The 16281-nt window shown below is 67.4% G+C and carries 18 protein-coding genes; 1 reads left to right on the top strand and 17 read right to left on the bottom strand.

The annotated features are described in order from the left end of the window. Positions 1-2: 2 nt before the first annotated feature. From AB0G50_RS18860 to AB0G50_RS18785, 16 genes are all read right to left on the bottom strand, one after another. Complete coding sequence (locus AB0G50_RS18860) at positions 3-1199, bottom strand: hypothetical protein (protein ID WP_360109824.1); 1197 nt, start codon at positions 1197-1199, stop codon at positions 3-5. Positions 1200-1218: 19 nt separating this feature from the next. Next, entirely contained in the window at positions 1219-2127 is a 909-nt protein-coding gene (locus AB0G50_RS18855; protein WP_360109821.1) for a hypothetical protein, read from the bottom strand. Positions 2128-2132: 5 nt separating this feature from the next. After that, on the bottom strand, positions 2133-4628 hold the full coding sequence (locus AB0G50_RS18850; protein ID WP_360109818.1) for a phage tail tape measure protein: 2496 nt from the start codon (positions 4626-4628) through the stop codon (positions 2133-2135). A gap of 159 nt (positions 4629-4787) precedes the next feature. After that, positions 4788-5069, bottom strand: a complete 282-nt coding sequence (locus AB0G50_RS18845) for a hypothetical protein (protein ID WP_360109815.1) — start codon at positions 5067-5069, stop codon at positions 4788-4790. A 17-nt stretch (positions 5070-5086) separates the two neighbouring features. Further along, positions 5087-5479 carry a hypothetical protein gene (locus AB0G50_RS18840; RefSeq protein ID WP_360109812.1) on the bottom strand — a complete coding sequence of 131 codons (393 nt, stop codon included), beginning with the start codon at positions 5477-5479 and terminating at the stop codon, positions 5087-5089. Between the two features lie 9 nt (positions 5480-5488). After that, positions 5489-6436 carry a phage tail tube protein gene (locus tag AB0G50_RS18835; RefSeq protein WP_360109809.1) on the bottom strand — a complete coding sequence of 316 codons (948 nt, stop codon included), beginning with the start codon at positions 6434-6436 and terminating at the stop codon, positions 5489-5491. A gap of 11 nt (positions 6437-6447) precedes the next feature. Then, on the bottom strand, positions 6448-6906 hold the full coding sequence (locus AB0G50_RS18830; RefSeq protein WP_360109806.1) for a hypothetical protein: 459 nt from the start codon (positions 6904-6906) through the stop codon (positions 6448-6450). Continuing rightward, positions 6903-7064 carry a hypothetical protein gene (locus AB0G50_RS18825; protein WP_360109803.1) on the bottom strand — a complete coding sequence of 54 codons (162 nt, stop codon included), beginning with the start codon at positions 7062-7064 and terminating at the stop codon, positions 6903-6905. The genes AB0G50_RS18830 and AB0G50_RS18825 overlap by 4 nt, the downstream gene beginning before the upstream one ends. 236 nt (positions 7065-7300) lie before the next feature. Beyond that, on the bottom strand, positions 7301-9004 hold the full coding sequence (locus tag AB0G50_RS18820; protein ID WP_360109800.1) for a phage major capsid protein: 1704 nt from the start codon (positions 9002-9004) through the stop codon (positions 7301-7303). After that, positions 9004-10356: a phage portal protein gene (locus AB0G50_RS18815; RefSeq protein WP_360109797.1), complete on the bottom strand. Its 1353-nt coding sequence runs from the start codon at positions 10354-10356 to the stop codon at positions 9004-9006. Before AB0G50_RS18815 ends, AB0G50_RS18820 begins: the two co-directional genes overlap by 1 nt. 3 nt (positions 10357-10359) lie before the next feature. Continuing rightward, the gene (locus AB0G50_RS18810) at positions 10360-10491 is read right to left on the bottom strand and encodes a hypothetical protein (protein WP_360109795.1); all 132 of its coding nucleotides are present in this window, start codon (positions 10489-10491) and stop codon (positions 10360-10362) included. A 101-nt stretch (positions 10492-10592) separates the two neighbouring features. Continuing rightward, positions 10593-12074: a terminase large subunit gene (locus tag AB0G50_RS18805; RefSeq protein WP_360109792.1), complete on the bottom strand. Its 1482-nt coding sequence runs from the start codon at positions 12072-12074 to the stop codon at positions 10593-10595. 15 nt (positions 12075-12089) lie between these two features. Further along, positions 12090-12485: a phage terminase small subunit P27 family gene (locus AB0G50_RS18800; RefSeq protein ID WP_360109789.1), complete on the bottom strand. Its 396-nt coding sequence runs from the start codon at positions 12483-12485 to the stop codon at positions 12090-12092. A gap of 746 nt (positions 12486-13231) precedes the next feature. After that, the gene (locus tag AB0G50_RS18795) at positions 13232-13819 is read right to left on the bottom strand and encodes a hypothetical protein (RefSeq protein ID WP_360109786.1); all 588 of its coding nucleotides are present in this window, start codon (positions 13817-13819) and stop codon (positions 13232-13234) included. After that, positions 13779-14282, bottom strand: coding sequence for a VUT family protein (locus AB0G50_RS18790; RefSeq protein WP_360109783.1), 504 nt, complete (start codon positions 14280-14282; stop codon positions 13779-13781). Before AB0G50_RS18790 ends, AB0G50_RS18795 begins: the two co-directional genes overlap by 41 nt. A gap of 52 nt (positions 14283-14334) precedes the next feature. After that, positions 14335-15042, bottom strand: a complete 708-nt coding sequence (locus AB0G50_RS18785) for a peptidoglycan-binding domain-containing protein (RefSeq protein WP_360109780.1) — start codon at positions 15040-15042, stop codon at positions 14335-14337. 806 nt (positions 15043-15848) lie between these two features. Between AB0G50_RS18785 and AB0G50_RS18780 the strand changes: the two genes are divergently transcribed. Further along, entirely contained in the window at positions 15849-16046 is a 198-nt protein-coding gene (locus AB0G50_RS18780) for a hypothetical protein (protein WP_360109777.1), read from the top strand. Here AB0G50_RS18780 and AB0G50_RS18775 read toward each other — a convergent pair. Further along, positions 16043-16213 carry an HNH endonuclease signature motif containing protein gene (locus AB0G50_RS18775; protein ID WP_360109774.1) on the bottom strand — a complete coding sequence of 57 codons (171 nt, stop codon included), beginning with the start codon at positions 16211-16213 and terminating at the stop codon, positions 16043-16045. The genes AB0G50_RS18780 and AB0G50_RS18775 overlap by 4 nt on opposite strands. Between the last annotated feature and the right edge of the window lie 68 nt (positions 16214-16281).

Raw genomic sequence — 16281 nt, 5'->3', positions numbered from 1 at the left:
TTTCAGCGGCCGAGGTATTCGAGGGTGACCCACGCGGTGTAGGTCAACGTCGGATTGCCGGACAACGGGAACCACGTGGCTTGGACCTTCATGGGCGCAGTTGCCTGAGCGGCGGTGACGTTGCCCGTCCACGAAATGAGTTGGTGCATGGTGCCCGCGCCGGAGAAACCAGTTCCGCGCGTCGCCGTCGCCGTGATGTCCGGCGTGTACAACGCACCGTTGGTCCAGTCGAACCTGACTTGCGACAGCCCGGACACGTTGGCATCCGAGTAGACCATGATCCCGATGGACCACCGGCCCTCGCGGTTCAATCGGATGGTGCCGCCGCTCAATGTCGCAATGCCACCGTCATGACCGGCCGCGAAAGCGTTGGCGGGCAACGTGGTCAGCGTGGTCGGCGGGACACTGGCGGAGGCCACCAGGCCGTGATGCGCCCGCACGGTGTCCCCAACAGGCTGCCAGCCGGTTGCGGAACCCGTGTAACACCAGAGGGTGTAAGGGTCGCGCGTGACCGCGAGCGAGCCCTCGACGGGGTTGTCGAACGCCGTGTTGCGCGCCGCGATCGAGGCGAACCGCGGAACACCCACCGGGTACCAGCGGGTGTCACCCCACACCCAGGCGTTCCCGTTGGCCCAGTCCGCCCACACTGTTCCCGCTCGCGCATCGGTCGGCCTGGTCGAGCCGGACAACACGGTGCCGCCTAGAAGATGCTGACCGTTGGCTAGCCGGCGGCTGGTCTTGGTCGGCAGTTGCGAGGACGCGGCAGAGGGAACGGTGATCTCGTCCAGCAGCAACGAACCCGGCACGGTCGGCGCGACCGGGGTTCCGCTCGGCGTGCCGGCCCGGGTCTCCAATCGCCACGTGCCAGCACCGAGACCAACGGGTGGGACCGCATAAGCAACCAGGGCGTCCACACGGGTCTGAGTCGAGTGCGGAGGTGCGATAGCGACGGACACCGAGGCCGCGGACTCGGCCAGGAACACGCCGGGAAAACCCGAACTCGGCGACGGCAACGCCACCACGCCGGGGGACACGGTCACCGTGTAGTCGCCGCCGTTCACCGTGGACTGCAAGGCGTCATTGCCGAGGAACCCGGGCTTCCCGCCCAGGATGGCGGACAGCACGCGGCGGACGGGGTCGGCGTTGAACTCGGTGTTGTCCACGAAGATCGGCGGCAGAATCATGGTCTGCACGGCCACTCGCGCACCTCCAATGTGCTCACACCCATGTCGCTGACCACTCCGCGATCAGTTCGGGTTCGGGGCCGGTGTCGGTCAGGCGGACGCCGCGCAGGCCGAACGTCGAGAAGCCGGGTGGCGCGGTCAACCACGTGTTGCGGCGACCCGGGGTGAGGAACCTCGGAGTGCCGTTGAACAGAACGTCGCGGGTCGCGGTGTCCACGGTCAGCCACTGCCCGGCCAGAAGGGTGTAGGCGAACTCCAACTGCTCGCCGGTGCCGAGGTTGACCACCGCGGGGTCGCCGATCGGTCCGCGTAGCGTGAGCCGGAGCGGGGCAGCGAAGTCGCCGGGGTTGTCCACCCGGACGACCTCGGCACTCTGCGACTGGCCGAAGCGGACCGGGAACACCAACGGGAACCGGATGCCCGATCCCGGTGGTGCGATCGACGCTGGCAGGGTCGCGCGACCCGTTCCGGACGTCGTGCTCAGGACGAACGGCTCCGGGCAGTACAACTCCACGCTCATCGTCGCGTAGTGGTGCGTATAGGCCCAGTCCATGACTGTCACCCGCTTGCGCACTTTCCCCCACACCACGCGCGACCCGCCGCCTGCCACACCGGGAAACCGGAAGCTGAACGGGGACACGGAACGGACGGGAGCGAACGCCTCGTTGAGCGCGGCCATGTTCGAAGCGAATTCGTCTGCGCTTTCCGCGTTCACCTCGATCACGAGGGTGACCGTGCGCGCACCAAGCCAATCGGTTCCCGATATCTCGCCGTGCCGGTTCAGCGTCGCCCTGTCGTTGGTACGCACCGCGGGCGCGTCGAGCAGCCCCGCGATTTCAGTGAACGACAGCGGAGAACCGGGTACGCCGATTACGACCCCCCGGTACTCCGCGGTCCAATCCTGGGAGAGGGACACCGGTACGGATGCGGTCCCGATTACCACGGTTATCACCTCCCCGTGTTGCGCACAGCCCATGCGACTTCGTTGCCGATACGAACCGGGTCGGCATTGGTCGTCGCGTAGACGTTGACCGTGGTGGTGCCACGCTTCGTGGGGCCGGGTCCATCTTGCGGAGCGGTGTCGGTGCCGTTGGTACCGTCCTTCGTGCCGGTAGTACCGGCCATCGCAACCACGGCACCACCCGCAGCCAGGGCAAATGCCAGTGGAGTACCGAGGTCGGAACCGGCCAGTTCGCTCGCCATCGTGGCCGCGAGGCCACCGACCGCGGCGATAGCCGGTGCCGTGTTGCCGGTAATACCGACAGCGATACCGGGCGGAATCCACCGGCCCACGTCTGCGAACGAACGAGACGGCGAGTGGATGCCAAGCGCGTCCTTCGCCCACGACGGAAGCAGGTTCCCGAAAAAGCCGAGCACCTTGTCCTTCAGCCACCCGGCCGCGTTCTCGATGCCGCGCCACAGCCCCGAAAGCAAATCGCCGCCCGCTGATACCAGCAGCGAACCTGTTTGCCCGATGGACGAGACCACTCGACCCGGGAGCCCACCGAGCCAGGAAAGCAATTCCAGCAGCTTCCCGACCGCTGCGTCATACACGCCACCGAACCATCCACCTACCTTCGCAGGTAGTCCACCGAGCCAGGCCACCGCGTCGAGGAGTGAATTCACCGCGCCGACTACCGCATCGACCGCCCATTGCCAGGCAGCCTTGGTCCAGCCAACAATGGCGTCCCAGTTCGCGATAATCAACGCGACCAGGCCAACGACGGCCGCGATGATCCAGCCCACCGGCCCCATAGCCAGCACCCAAGCGGCGGCCATCTCCGCGGCCCGGATGAGGGATTGGACGCCCATCACCACCCAGCCCGCCACGACGGACGCGGCTGTCCCCGCCATGCTCGCGACCATTACTGCGCCTTGGACGACGAATCCGCCGGAGGCCAGCATGAGCGAACCCAGGGTGCGAGCGGACGACAATGCCCACGCCGCAGCGACCTTCGCCCCTTCGACCGTCGCTTGCACGCCCATAAGTGCGTACGCGCCGACGACCTTGGCCGCATTCACTGTTGCCGCCGCGCTTTGGGCGATCCAGGCACCCACAGCGCGAGCACCGGCCGCCACTTGGGAAAGGGCCGCGCTGGAAGCTGCGAGTTGGGCCTTGACCCAGGCGGCTGCCTGCTGTGCACCCGAAATCGTGGACGTGACGCCGGCCGCCACCATCGCGGGCACGAACAGCGCCGTGATCAAACCCGCAATCACGGCCACGGCCGTCCCGTTGTCCGCCACGAACCGCGCGGTGGCCGCGAGCGCGGGGACCACCGTGGCGTCGAGGATCGCGCCGACCACCGACAGCGCCGGCCCGAGGTTCGCCGACAGCCACCCGACGACTTGGCCCAGGATCGGAATCACCTTGCCGCCGACCACGTCGACAAACGCGGTGGAGACCGATCTTGTGAACGCGTCAATGTTCGCGGATGCGTTGTCGTGCAGTGACTTTCCGAGCCGGTCCGCTGCACCGCCCACGCCGGAAAGTGCGTTCCGCATGGGGTCGAGCGCGGCCAACGCGTCGATGTTTCCCAGGTCTTCGAACTGGGTGCCGAACAACCCGACCGCGGCCGTCTCCCGCTTGACTGGGTCCTGAATGGACAGTACGCCGGTCAGGATCTCCCGGAACGCGCCCTTGGCGGACTCTCCGCCCGCAAGGATGCGTTGCGCCATTGCTTCGGCGTCGAGGCCGATCGCCTGGTATGCCTCGACGGACTTCTTGGACATGTCGACCGAGCGAATCCGGAATTCCTTCAGGGCATCGCCGGCCTTGTCCAGCTGGATTTTGCCGCCCTGCGCGGCCTTGGCGAGCACGCCGAACGCCTCATCGCCGCTGAAACCCAGTCCCTGGAAGAACACCGAGTACTCGTCGGAGGCGTCCAACAGCTCTTGCCGCACCGACACCGGAACGCTTTGCATACCTCGGGTGATCAGGTCGAACGCCGCGTTGGCGTCGGCGGCGAGCCCGGTCCGCAACAGGATGCCGACCGAGTTCACCGCGCCGTTGACGTCGACCTTGAACGCTGATGCGAGGTCCGATGCCTTGCCCGCCAACGCTTCGAGCTGTCCGCCGTCCATCTTTCCGAGCGTGGACACCACGGCCTCGACCGAGGCGGTGACTTGCTCGAACGACTCGCCGTAGCCCTGGGCGTAGAGCTGCCCGGCGGCCCGGCCGTACCTCGCCGCTTCGTCCGGTGTCGCGCCGAGGGCAGCGCCGAGGGCGGCGGTGATCCTCCCCCGGTCCAGTGACTCGGCGATTGCGCCGCCGAGCCCGCCCGCAGCGACCAGAGCTGTCCCCATCTTCGCGGCGTGCTTGGCCACGTCGGACGCTGCGTTGCCGACTTTGGACGCGAACCCGGCGACCCCGCCTTCGCCCTGGGTGAGCTTGTCCACCAGGTCCTTGATGTCCCCGAGGATCGTGACCTTGATCGGCTTGGCCATGCCCCGGACCCCCTTAGATCATCACCGGCTCGCGGCGGGCACCTCGACTGTTTCCCTTGTGCGCCTTCGTATCCGCCCTCATGGCTTGGACCAGAGCGCGAAACTCGTCCAGCCGTAGGCCCTGCACGTCGGACCAGGTGAGGCCCCGGAAGTGATCGATCAGTCGGGCTTTCGTGACTGCGCGCGCCGCGCGGCCCTGTTGGGCGCGGGAGCCTCGCCGTTTCCCTCTGCGTCCGAAGTGGACACAGCCATACGGACGTGTGCCGCGTCTTCCCAGGTGAACTCGGCGTTGTCCCGGCGCTGGACGACGTAGGCGACTGCGCGCAGGAACCTGCCCTTGCGCGCACCCTTCTCCCCGACACTGTCGATCGACGCGTCGATCAGGTCTTCGATGGTTTCGATCTCGCCCACCGTGAGGTCGTTGACGTCGATGGTCATCACCCGGGACATGCACACCTCTAGCTCTCGATGTTGTCGCGCATCAGCGCGGAAATGAGTTCGCGGAAACGTGTCGCGTACTGCTCGCGCATTGCGTAGGCGGCACGGAACAGGAAGGCGTGGGGCTTGATTCCCCGGCGAGGCCAACCGAAATGGATGGGACCGGCGTAGAACTTCGTCCGCCCCTTGGCCGAACCTGCTCGCACCACCGCACCGTTGACCGAGGACGATGGTGCGACCGACGCGGCGAGCGAGCCTGACTGCTTCGGGGCGTCCGCGCGGGCGGGTGGCACCACCAGTGCCGCCGTTTCCTTGTGTGCCTGCCGTAGCCCCCGGGCGAGACCCTTGTCCTTGGTGTCCCGGATGGCTTTGCGGAGTTCCTTGTGCCCTTCCACGCGCACTTGGAACTTCACGATCTCGGCCTAGTCACCGGGCTCCGTGTAGACCACCGAGACCGCAGCCGAGGTCCCCGGGTCGAGGATGGCGAACGGCAGCGTCATGCGGGTCAGGTCGTCAAGGCTCGCCTCGGGGGATTCCCCGGTGAACTGGATCGCGGGGCAACGCAGCTCCAGCGCCGAGCCACCCGTCACACCGTCGTAGGCGACGCGGAAGCCCAGGACCGCGCCGGCGAGGAACGACTCGTAAAGCGGAAGCGTCGCCGTGTCGAACTCGACCTCAAGCTCACCCTCGTAGGAGGGAAGCTCGGCCCGCTTGGGCTGCGCCTTGAGCTGGTTTCCCCGGATGAACCGGCGGTCGGTCTTGAGCCCGCGATTGCCCTTGGCGGACCACTTCGTCACTGCCACCGGCGTTTCGGTGCCGTTGCGCGTCAGGTAGACCACGCCGCGGGTCCAGTCGTAGGGGACCGACGTTTCCGGGTAGTCGATCGGCAGGGGCGGCCCGTTGTGGCTCACGGTCTGGAAATCGAACGTGGCCTTGAACTTGAGTGGGTTCTCGACCTCCTGTTCGAACTCCCACTCGGTGACCACGCAGCCAACGTGCTTGTACGGGACCGTGCCGCCGTCGACCTTCGGACGGACCATCTGCGCGGTGAAGCTCGCGGGCACCGTGCTTCCGGCGGTGGCGAACGTGTGGGCGTCGCCTGTGCTGGAGACGGTGTCGAACGCGGCGGTCAGCAGGGTGCGTGCGCCATCGTCCAGAAGGTCGAGTTCGAGTTCGCCCTCGCCGCCCATGTCAACGATCCGCCGGCGGTCGGCACGGACGGTCTGCAAACCGGAACGGAACCCCTTGGATTCCACGAATTCGGGCTTGGCCTTCCAACTGTCGGACTGTCCCTCGTAACCGCGGGTCGCCGACGCGGCCACTCCGTACGCGGACTCAGCGCCGATCGAGATAGCGGCGTCTAGCGCCACGTGCGAACCTCCTAGGACTGGAGGCGAGCACGCACCCGGATCGTGACGTCGCACTGACTCGCGGTCCCGAGGATGGCGTGTTCGCCGATGGTGGTGAGCGAGCGGATAGGGCGGAGGTCGACCAGGCCCGCCACACTGGTGGGCTGGAACGCGAGGACCAGCTCGACAACCGCCGATTTCAGGGCGAGCGCCGCGCGTTCGGCGTGGATCGGGTCACCTGCCTCGGCGGCGACCATGCGGATGGTCAGTTCCGCGGTGAGGTTGGTCGGTTTCCGTCGACCGGCCACCATCGCTACCGGTTCAAGCTCGGGCTCAACGGTCTCGGTGAACCACACCGACCTCCGGGTCTGGTCGGCTCCGGGGTCGGCCCAGGTGACCGACACCCTGGTGCCTTTGAACTCGGCTTTGAGCGCGGAGAACAGGGCTTCCTTCGTGGCAAACGGGATGTCGACGGCCGGACCTCCTGTCACCCGAACGGCGGGCGCACCCGGTGCGCGTTGAGGACGGCGTTGACCTCGGGCAGGCTGACCGGCCGCCACGGGCCGCCCGCCTGTGCGAGGTTTTGGGTGCCGAACTCGCTGATGACCGACGTGGCGCGGTCCGGGAGACGGGCGTCGAGGTCGGTCACCCACTGCCTCGCGACCGTGCGGACCGCCCAGCGAATCGCGACCGGGGGTGGGCGATCCAGCGACCATGCCTGGCCGCAGTAGTCGGTGACGCGCTCCACTGCGAAGGCCCGAGCTTCCAACAGGGTCGCGTCGTCGTACCGGTCGACGTTGTCCAGCCCGTCCAGCCGCCGGAGTTCGGCGAGGGTGGCGTAGAGGTCGATCCGCCCTCACCTCCTTTCACCGCTGGCCGTTCGGGTCAGCTCTCGTTCGGGAGGACCAACATCGCGGACCCGGTGGTGTCGGTCAGCCCACCGCCGTAGCGCTGGACGAACTTGTACGACACGAGGTCTTCCACGAACTTGACCTCGGTGGACCTGGCCACGCGAAGGGGACCCGCGAACCGCACCGTGAAGCCGGACAGGTCGGTGAACGCGAGCTTGCCCTCGTTCGCACCGCCGAATCCCGGGTCGGTGGACACCGGGCGGTCCAACAGCGTCAACGACCCGCCGTCCGCAATGGACTTCAACAGGTAACGGCCCTCGTTGTCCTTCCACTTCCGCGCACGGGACAGGGTCCTACGGCCCATGATCCACTTGGCGCGAGCCGCCGAGTACTCGGGCAACGAGAAGTGCACATCGGTGATCGCGTCGGTGTAGCCGGTGTCCTTGGCGGGCAGCGCGGACAGCGCGACCCGGTTGGCCGGCAGGATGCCCGTGGTGGTCGACAGCAGCGAGTCCACGAAGTCGAGGCCCATGTCGTTGGCCAGGTTCGGCCCCGCGTCGGCGACCAGGAATCCGACCAGGTCCACGAGGTCGTCCTCGACCAATTCCACCGACACATGCGAGACGTAACCGGTCTTGGCCACACCGAGCGGCACCAGGGACGTGGTCGGGTAGTTCTCGGGCAGCGCCGCGCCCTCGGCGGTCTTGCCCCGGTGCGGCTTCGGCATGACGCGCGGGAAGTCGATCACCCCGCCGCCGCTGGTCCGGATCACCCTGGCACCCGCAGCGATGACCGAGGACCGCTCCTCGATCACCTTGAGCAGCTCGGAGTACAGCGACACGCGAGCCGCCGTCTTGCCTCCCTGCTTGTTGGTCGCGTCGATGTCGACGCCCAGGACCGCGCGGAACTCCGCGGAACCGCCCTCGGGCATGGCGCGCAGCGCGGCGTTGTCGTCGGCCCGCTCCACCGACGGACCGCGGTTCGCCCGTTCGTCCAGTGCGGCGAGAAGCGCGTCCCGAGTCTCGGCTGCGCGGACCTCGCCCATCTCGGCGTCGAAACGCGCGTCGAGCGCGTCCAGCCGGGCCAGGATCAACTTCTGAAGCTCGGTGCGACCTTCGTCGGAAGCACGCTGTAGGGCGTGTTCGGCGTGCGCTCGCTGCGCGGCGGTACTCGTGACGTCGGTGACGGTTGCGGTCACGGTGTCCCCCTTCTCGGGATCGGCCAGCGCGACCGGCATTACGCGCTTGGCAACGGTGGTGTCCGGGTAGGCCGGATTGGTGACGGGTCCGAGTTCGTGGACGTGGAAGTCCTTCACGGACCGGATGAGGAATCCGGAGGTCTGGTCGCGCACCCACTCCTGGTCCGCGTCGAAGTCCTTCAGGGTGAACATGAACGAGGAACCGCGGACGATTCCCCGTGTGATCAGCTCGGCGACGTCGCGCCCGGCCGTGGTGTCCGGGAGGTCGATCTCGTACCAGCCGCCCACCGCGTCCACCCCGGTCCGCAGCCCGTAGCCAGTTCGGCCCAGTGGCGCGGAAAAATCGTGGTTGAACGTGGCCACCAGCGATCCGCGTTCCATGTCCTCGCGCCCGGCCCCCCGTTCGATGCGTTCGCGGAAGCCGCCGAGGTCCCCGGAGAGCTTGTCGAATACGTAGGCATAGCCGCGGATCGACCGCGAACCGTCCTTCACCCGCACTTCGACGGGAAGTTCGACGTCCCTGCGTTCGGTGGTGCCCACTAGTCCCCCTTGTCCTCCCCCTGGTCGTCGGGGGGCTCCGTGTCGTCTGGGTCGCCCGGCTCCCCCGGTTCGGGTGCGGACTGGTTCGCGGGGGTGACCGGGTTACCGCCTCGGGCCAGCACGAGAGGCCCATCCGGTGTCAGGACAGCGAGGTTCATCGGCACCATGAGGTAATCGCCGAGGCCGCTGGGGTCGGGTTCGAGGTCTTCCCACGCCCGCACCTCGTTGCGGGTGTAAATGCCCGTTTGCAGTGCAATCCGGTACGCCTCAAGGCGTTCCTTGAGCGAGCCCCGCAGCAGCGCGCCGAGGTTGAACTTGACGAACGCCTTACCAGGGGCCGCGAGCGTCGAGAACGCCTCTTCGAGCCGGGCAATCCACGTGGTGAGGGTGTGTTGGACGAACGCCGTGTTCTGCTCAGCCAACCCGCTTCCCCACGAGGTGGAGTTCGTCGCGTCGCTCACCAGGTGCGGCGGAGTCCCGAAAATCCTGGTGATCTCGGGAACCTGGAACTGCCGCGTCTGGAGGAACTGCGCCTCGTCCGGAGTAACGGACACCTTTTGGAACGCGGCAGCCTCGGTCAGGATCGCGAGGCCGTGGCGGTGCCCCCTGCCGCCGTGGATTCGCCGCCACGTGCGTCGGGCGTTGGCCAGTCCCTCTGGCGTCATCGGTCCGGGGACGCTGATCACCGCGGCCGGCATCGCGCCGTTGGCGAAGAACTCTTCGCCGTACTGCTGCGCGTCCAGGCTCAACGCGAACGTGCGCCGGGCAGCCGTCAGCGGGGACACTCCCTTGATCTCCCCCGCCAGGCTGATGCCGGAGATGTGGAGCACCTGGCTCGAGCCGAACGCCCCGACGACCTGGACGCGACCGTCCTCGCCCGTCACCGACAACTCGTACACGAGTTCGCGGACCCGCCTCCCGCGCTGCACGTACTTCGGTTCGACGGCCGTTGCGGGTAGCACGTCCAGCGACGACACCGTTCCCGTAACCGGGTTGCGGCCCACCAGAACGTAGGCGTTGCCCTCAAGCAAGAGCGACGTCATGACCTCGGTGACGAACTTGATCTTGCGGGTGCCGGCGTTGGGCTGGTCCATCCACGCGGGCCGTGCCGCCGGCTCGCGCCTTCCCTTGGCACCGGGTTTGAACACGTCCCACGGGGTCGTGGCGACGCTGTCAGCGATCAGCCGAACGCACGCGTACACCGTCGACAGTGCTAGGACATCGACCGGCGCGAGAGACCTGTCCTGGTCGTCGCCCGTAGTCCAGCCCGTGAGGCCGGACGTATCGGTGACCGCCTCGGCATCCAGCGGTTCGGCGCGTGCCTCCGCAGCCATGAAGTTCAGGAATCCCAACGACTACACCCCCCGAGACCGGGCCAAGCCCAGCCCACCCAGCACCAGGAAGAGGCCGCCCGCGATCAGCCCTGCTGGCCCGTAGATGCCGCCGACGCCCACCGACACCAGCGCCCCGCCGGCGGTGACAGTCACCTCGGCCAGGTTCCGGCGAACCGCACCGACCGTGAGGCCCACACCGTCCTTGGCGTCGGACAGCCTTCCTCCAAGCCACGTACGCATGGCGCTGCCCCCTCTCACCATTCGTCGTCCTCGAACACGTCGGCACCTGAGGGACCGCCGTCCATGAGGAACCCGTCAGAGGTGTTGTCGACCTCGCGATAGAGGCGCGCGCGGTGCAGAGCCATGACGAAAGCAACCGCCAAGTCGATGTGCCTGCGGGAACTCGGCGATTCCTTGGTGATCCGCTCGCCGCGGTTGTCGGCCTTGAGCACCGTGTTGCCGATGTGCCGCGCCAGCTCCGGTTGCCGGGCGTGACGCAGTTCGCCGTCCACCACGGCGGTGTACGCGCCGGCGGTCGCCGGCACCATGCGCGCCACCGTGTTCGGGAACTCGACCATCGGGTGCCCGTCGTCCTCGAGGATCTGGGCCTGAACCGCGAACCACGCGGGGTCGTAGACGCACTCCACCACGGAGTAGGTCGCGAACACCTCGCGAAGGCGGTCCATCACCTCGTAGATCGGGGTTCGCCAGTGCGGGTCGGAGGGATTCGCCTCCCAGTGTCCGAGGACTTCCACGTGCAGATCCCGCAGCCGCACACCGACCACCGCGGTGCTGTCATTGCGGTGAGCCGCGTCGACACCTACCACGATCACATCGTTGGGAGCCAACAAGTCCGACGTGGCACCGAGCTTGTCCCACACGCCGTGGGGCAGCCACACGTTGCCGCCGCGAACGAACTCGTTCAAGCGGTACATCCGGAAGTTGGGTTCCGGAGTTCGTTTCACCGCCGCCGCGAAGTCCGCTTGATTCATGATCGACCACGACGGGTTGCACCGTTGCCACACCTCGGGAGCGGCGTGGTCGACTACTTCGCCGGGCTGGACGCCGAACCACCGGCACCAGAACGACGGGTCGTCCTCCTCCCCCGAGTTCACGCGTGCCCCGTACTCGACCAGCTTCGCGAACACCCCGTCCGGGTACGGCCCTGCCGTTGAGATCACGAGGAACAGCGGCTCGCGGCGGGTCGCCGAGCCCAGCGTCAAGGCGTCGAACAGGTCGCTGTTCTTGGCCTGCGCGTACTCGTCCACAACCACGAACGTGGGGTTGAGTCCCTGCTGTAGACCGGCATCGGCCGACACGGTGACGAAGGTCCCGCCCGTGGCGTGGCAGGTGATCCGGTCACGATGGACCGTGCAGATTTCCCGCAGCACCGGCGACATGCGGACCATGCGGGCCGCTTCACGGAACAAAATTCGGGCTTGCTCTCTGGTGTTGGCCGCGCAAACTACTTCCGGTGCGGCGTCGCGGGTGTCCGCGCACAGGTGGTACAGCGCGAGGGCGGCGGCGAACTGGGTCTTGCCGTTCTTCCTCGCGATGCCGAGAACCGCGGTCCGGTGCTTCCTCGTGCCGTCCGGGTTCAACCGGTACAGGTCGAGGACCACCTCGCGCTGCCACGGCAACAGCCGGAACCTCCGGCCGAGGTAGGACCCACCGAGCGTCAGGTGTTGGACGAACCGCCGGACCTTCGTTCCCTCGGAGCGAATGCGCACGCGCACCACCCCCGACCCGGGTCAGTCGTCGTACTCGTCGTCCTCCCCGCCGCCGAGGATGTCCGCGAGCGTGACCTTGTCCAACTCGTTGGCCGCGAGGCCGAGCCTCAGCCGTGCCTCAAGCGAAAGACCGAGAACCGCCTCGATCGCGCGGAGTTCCTTCTCGGTCGACTCCACGAATCGCAACGCCGGGTGCATCACCGCCTGGCCCATGCTGCCGGTGGTCATCAACCCGTCCTGGCCGATCACGGCCAGCAGTTCGGCGCGCCGGTCGTGCAGCTCGCAATACCGCTGGATCACCATCCGGTCCGTGCGCGGGTTGAACGCACCGGCACCAGCGGCCCACACCCCGCGCCACACCTCGCGACCGGTGTCGCCGAGCGTCGCCGGGGTTCGAGGTGCGCGGCCGGAGTGCACGACTGGGGCGGAAGGAGGGACGGCCGGGCCTCGCGGGTTGCCTGTGGGTGACGCGTTGACTCTGCTCACCACGCCCCCTCGACGGCTCCAGAATGACCCAATCAAGGGGTTTTTCGATTCCAAGCGTTGGACGATCAGGCAGGCTTTCACGTCATCTACCTGCACTTATACGCAGGCGCATAAGTTCGTCATTCGCAGGCGCATACGCGCCCGGATGGTTCACGGCTGCTTCAATGTGCAAGGTTGGCAACGGGTTCCGGACAAGCAGGTGGTCCGTGCCCGAACTGCTTCACCTAACCGTCCCGACGCGAGATATGGCCAAGTCAACCAACTTGAACGAGTCACACCTTCTACCAATTGGTTCAGACCAATGTGGCTAGACGGCCCTCCGACACTGGAGACACGCACTGGTTACCTACGCGGGCAACCGGCGGGAAGACCCTCACGGACTTGCGCCTGACCTTCACTGACTTGCGCCTGATCAAACGCGTTCGGTCAATTTGTGTACCCGTCAAGAAATCCAAGGCATCCTGATGAACACACCCCACCGACCACACCGCCGGAGGCAGCCTTGCTAACCGCGCTCCTTGCAAGCGGCGTCGTGAGTGCACTTACCCTCCCAGCAGCCCGTGTCCTGATCATGTGGTTGGCCCTGCGCAAGACGAAGCCAGCCGACCGAGCGGAGATCATCCGGGCGGTCAACAGCGCACGTGCGAGCCGGAGGAAACTTCCTAGCCGCAAGGACGCTAGACCGCCCAGTTCCGGAGACGGCGTAGGTTCACGTCCGGACCAAACGCCAGATACGTTCCGTCGACCGAGGCGCAGCCCAACGAAGCCGCGTAGCGCCAACGCTTCCCGGAGTTGACCCTCCCCATGTGCACCTGCACGTCCCTGCGCAACGCCTCGGCCGCGAGCCGCGCGGCATCCGGACCGAGCTTGAACGGCGTCGTCCCGCCGATGAACAGGACGTCGATGTCGTCCCACGGCACCGCATCCGGTTCCAACCCGTCTTGCGCCACCAACGCCGGTGGGTACCCGAGTTCCCTGATGACGTCGAGGAACGGCAACGACCTTTCGAGTGTGGCGACACTGTCGCCCACGACGTCGGGTGCGGTGGCGAACAGGCACCTTGCGGTGTGGCCGCTGTGCCGTTCCAACCACTTCAACCATCGTTCGTCACCGGGGTAGCCGTTGCCGAAGCAACCGGTGTCGGCTGCCCACGCGACGCCGGGAAGAGGTGCCCGCCCTTCTGCGGGAGTACACATCTGACCGAGTTCGCCGGCCGCCATCGCTTCACGGATCGCTGACGAACTCGCTGTTCCGAGGTAGAGCACGACGCACCCCCTCGGCCACGAGGAGGACGCCGGCCGTCACCCACACCGCCTTGGCGAGCACCTGGCCTCCGACGCTGGACCCGGTGACCGGCAGGCCGGCGAGGGTTAGGAACAGCACCGAGTCCGCGACCGCGCCGACCAGGTTCGAGAGCACCACCGCTCGCCGCCAACCGCGGCGGCGCAACGGGGTGAACACAGCGAGGTCCATCAACTCGGACAGCAGGAACGCCGCGCCCGAGGCCGCCGCCAACACCGGGGACACCAGCGCCGACAGCCCTGCCGCCACGCCCATCGCGGCCACCGCCGCCCACGTCCCCGCCTGTGCCTGGACGACGTCGCGCAACGACAAGGCGAGCCCTGCGGTGTAGGTGCCCGCGACCACCGTGAGGCCGAATCCGGCCGGCACCAACCCGAAGCGTGCGGTGAGCGTGTTCGCCACGACGATCGCACCGATGTAACCCATGACGAGAAGTGCTGTGGCGGCAACGGTTCGACCGCGCCGCCCGTGGCCTAAGTCAGGCAACGAGGGTTACCCAGTCGTCCGCCCAGACCTCGCCGAAGCGCGTGGTGCCGGGCATATGCGCCCGCTGGAAGCGGGTCACCGCGTCGTAGGTCGGCCGCTCGAACTTGCCGTCGGCCCAGTCGCTTGCAGGATCGGACACCCCGGTCACGAAGCCCTTGCGGATCAGCGCGCGTTGGATGAGCTGGACGTGTGGGCGTTCCGCGGCGTAGTAACCGCCGTGCGACTCGGCCGGACCAGTGATCAGCCCGAAGTAGTGGCCGGGCGGGAGGGGAAACGCCGGGACACCCCCGACCGGGCCGGGCTTCGGTGCCGTCGGCGCTCCGCCAAGGCTCGGCAGGTTCCACGCGCGGGCGTCGTCGTACAGCCCGGCGTCCGCCATCACCGAAACGTGAAGGTGCTTGGTGTGCGGGTTGCTGCCCGCGTACACCATCCACTGCCAAGGATGGAACTGCGGTCGGCTGTCCAGGATGAGCGCGTTCGCGATCAGGTACTTGATTCGGGGGTCACGGGACGCGGCGAGTTCATCGCTGAACCTGTCGATGTCGATTCCGTTCGCCGGGTCGTGGGTGATGTCGAGCGCGGTCACGACGCCGGGGCCGACCCACGGATTGTGGTCCGAGTCCGATCCGGTCGCGGCGTGCGCGGCGTCGCCGATGGACCCGTCCGAGGCGCGACTCCGGTTGGGGTAGCGGGCGTTCACCTGGTCACGCAGAACCTCAAGGCTTCGAGCAAGACGCCAGGACAAGCGGTTCCTCCGTTGTTGGAATTGCCTTGGAGGGGAACCGAACCTGCCGTCTTAGGCGGCTGACTCCCCGACATCTCGGGCAGAACAGGACTGGCAGAGCGGACCCGACCGGGCCGTCCTCGCCGCCCCCTTGCGGTGGGCACCCCACCCCCACGTGCACCGCTCTCCGGGACACCGATCCCGGTGTTGGCGTGGATCGCGTGGGTGACGCGGTTCCTCATGAGGTGCAGCAACGCGGTGGAGTCGTTGCCGCCGGAGAACAACGCGGCGCTCGCGACGACCTTCTTGCCTTCGGCGTGGGAGCGGATCGCGTCGTCCACGATCGCGTGTGACTGCTCCGCGAGCACGGCCACGCGCCGGGCGCGTTCACCCGGGGTGAGCGCGGCGACCCGGTCCGAAGTCCATGTGATGCCTTGCAACTTCAACTTTCGGTAGTGCCCGGTCCGGGGCGGGGACTCGTGGCCATGCTTCAGCGTGGCAAGGCACGCGGCACCGCCGATCCACCTGCCCCGGACCGGAGTCATGCCCGCTCACGGCGCTTCTCCGCCGCTCCGGACCCGTTCGGAGGCTCTTCGAGCCGTAGTTTTCGTCCGCACTTCGTCAGCCCACCAAGCGTTTCCGCTGGCACCGACGCGACGAAGATCAACAAAAATCGGAGTGCCACTCAGGGCGCGTGCAGAAAGGGGCCGGGCTGCCCTGACCACTCGAACGGGCTGGACTTCGCAGCCGCCCTCCCCCTCCCCGGGCGATACGCTTCACCCGTGACGCGACCCGCGCGGTTCCTCGCCATGCTGACGGACGGAAGCCGCATGATCGCGGTAGAACACGAATCGGAGGTCGACGCCGAGGCGTACGGCGAGTTCGGCCACCGGACGTGGCTCACGTTCGTGGGAGTGGCTCAACTGGTCGACGCCGAGGACGTAGTGGACATCGCAGGCCCCGCACCCGATCTCGGCTAGCCACCGAGGTAACGCTCGATCTCGTCCTCGACGCTCTTCTTGGCGTGGCAGGTGGTGCACAGCAGTTGCAGGTTCGCAGCAGAATCCCGCCCTCCGGCCGTGAGCGGGACGACGTGGTCCACCTGCACCTGCCTGGCGGCAACTCGAGCCGTGCAACGTGCGCACACTGCGATGCCTGCCGCGTTGACCTCGCGCCGCAGTTTGCGGCGTGCCCCCTCGGTCCCCGGCTTCCTCG

Origin of the sequence: Actinosynnema sp. NPDC020468 (assembly GCF_040642015.1) — a bacterium.
Classification (GTDB): Bacteria; Actinomycetota; Actinomycetes; order Mycobacteriales; family Pseudonocardiaceae; genus Actinosynnema.
The sequence above is the reverse complement of the archived record's forward strand: the minus strand, read 5'-3'. Positions and strand labels throughout refer to the sequence as shown.

What these genes read in the sequence shown, in the direction of transcription:
- AB0G50_RS18850 (WP_360109818.1), bottom strand. Translation starts at nt 4,628, where the DNA reads ATGGCCAAGCCGATCAAGGTCACGATCCTCGGGGACATCAAGGACCTG.
- AB0G50_RS18790 (WP_360109783.1), bottom strand. Translation starts at nt 14,282, where the DNA reads ATGGGTTACATCGGTGCGATCGTCGTGGCGAACACGCTCACCGCACGC.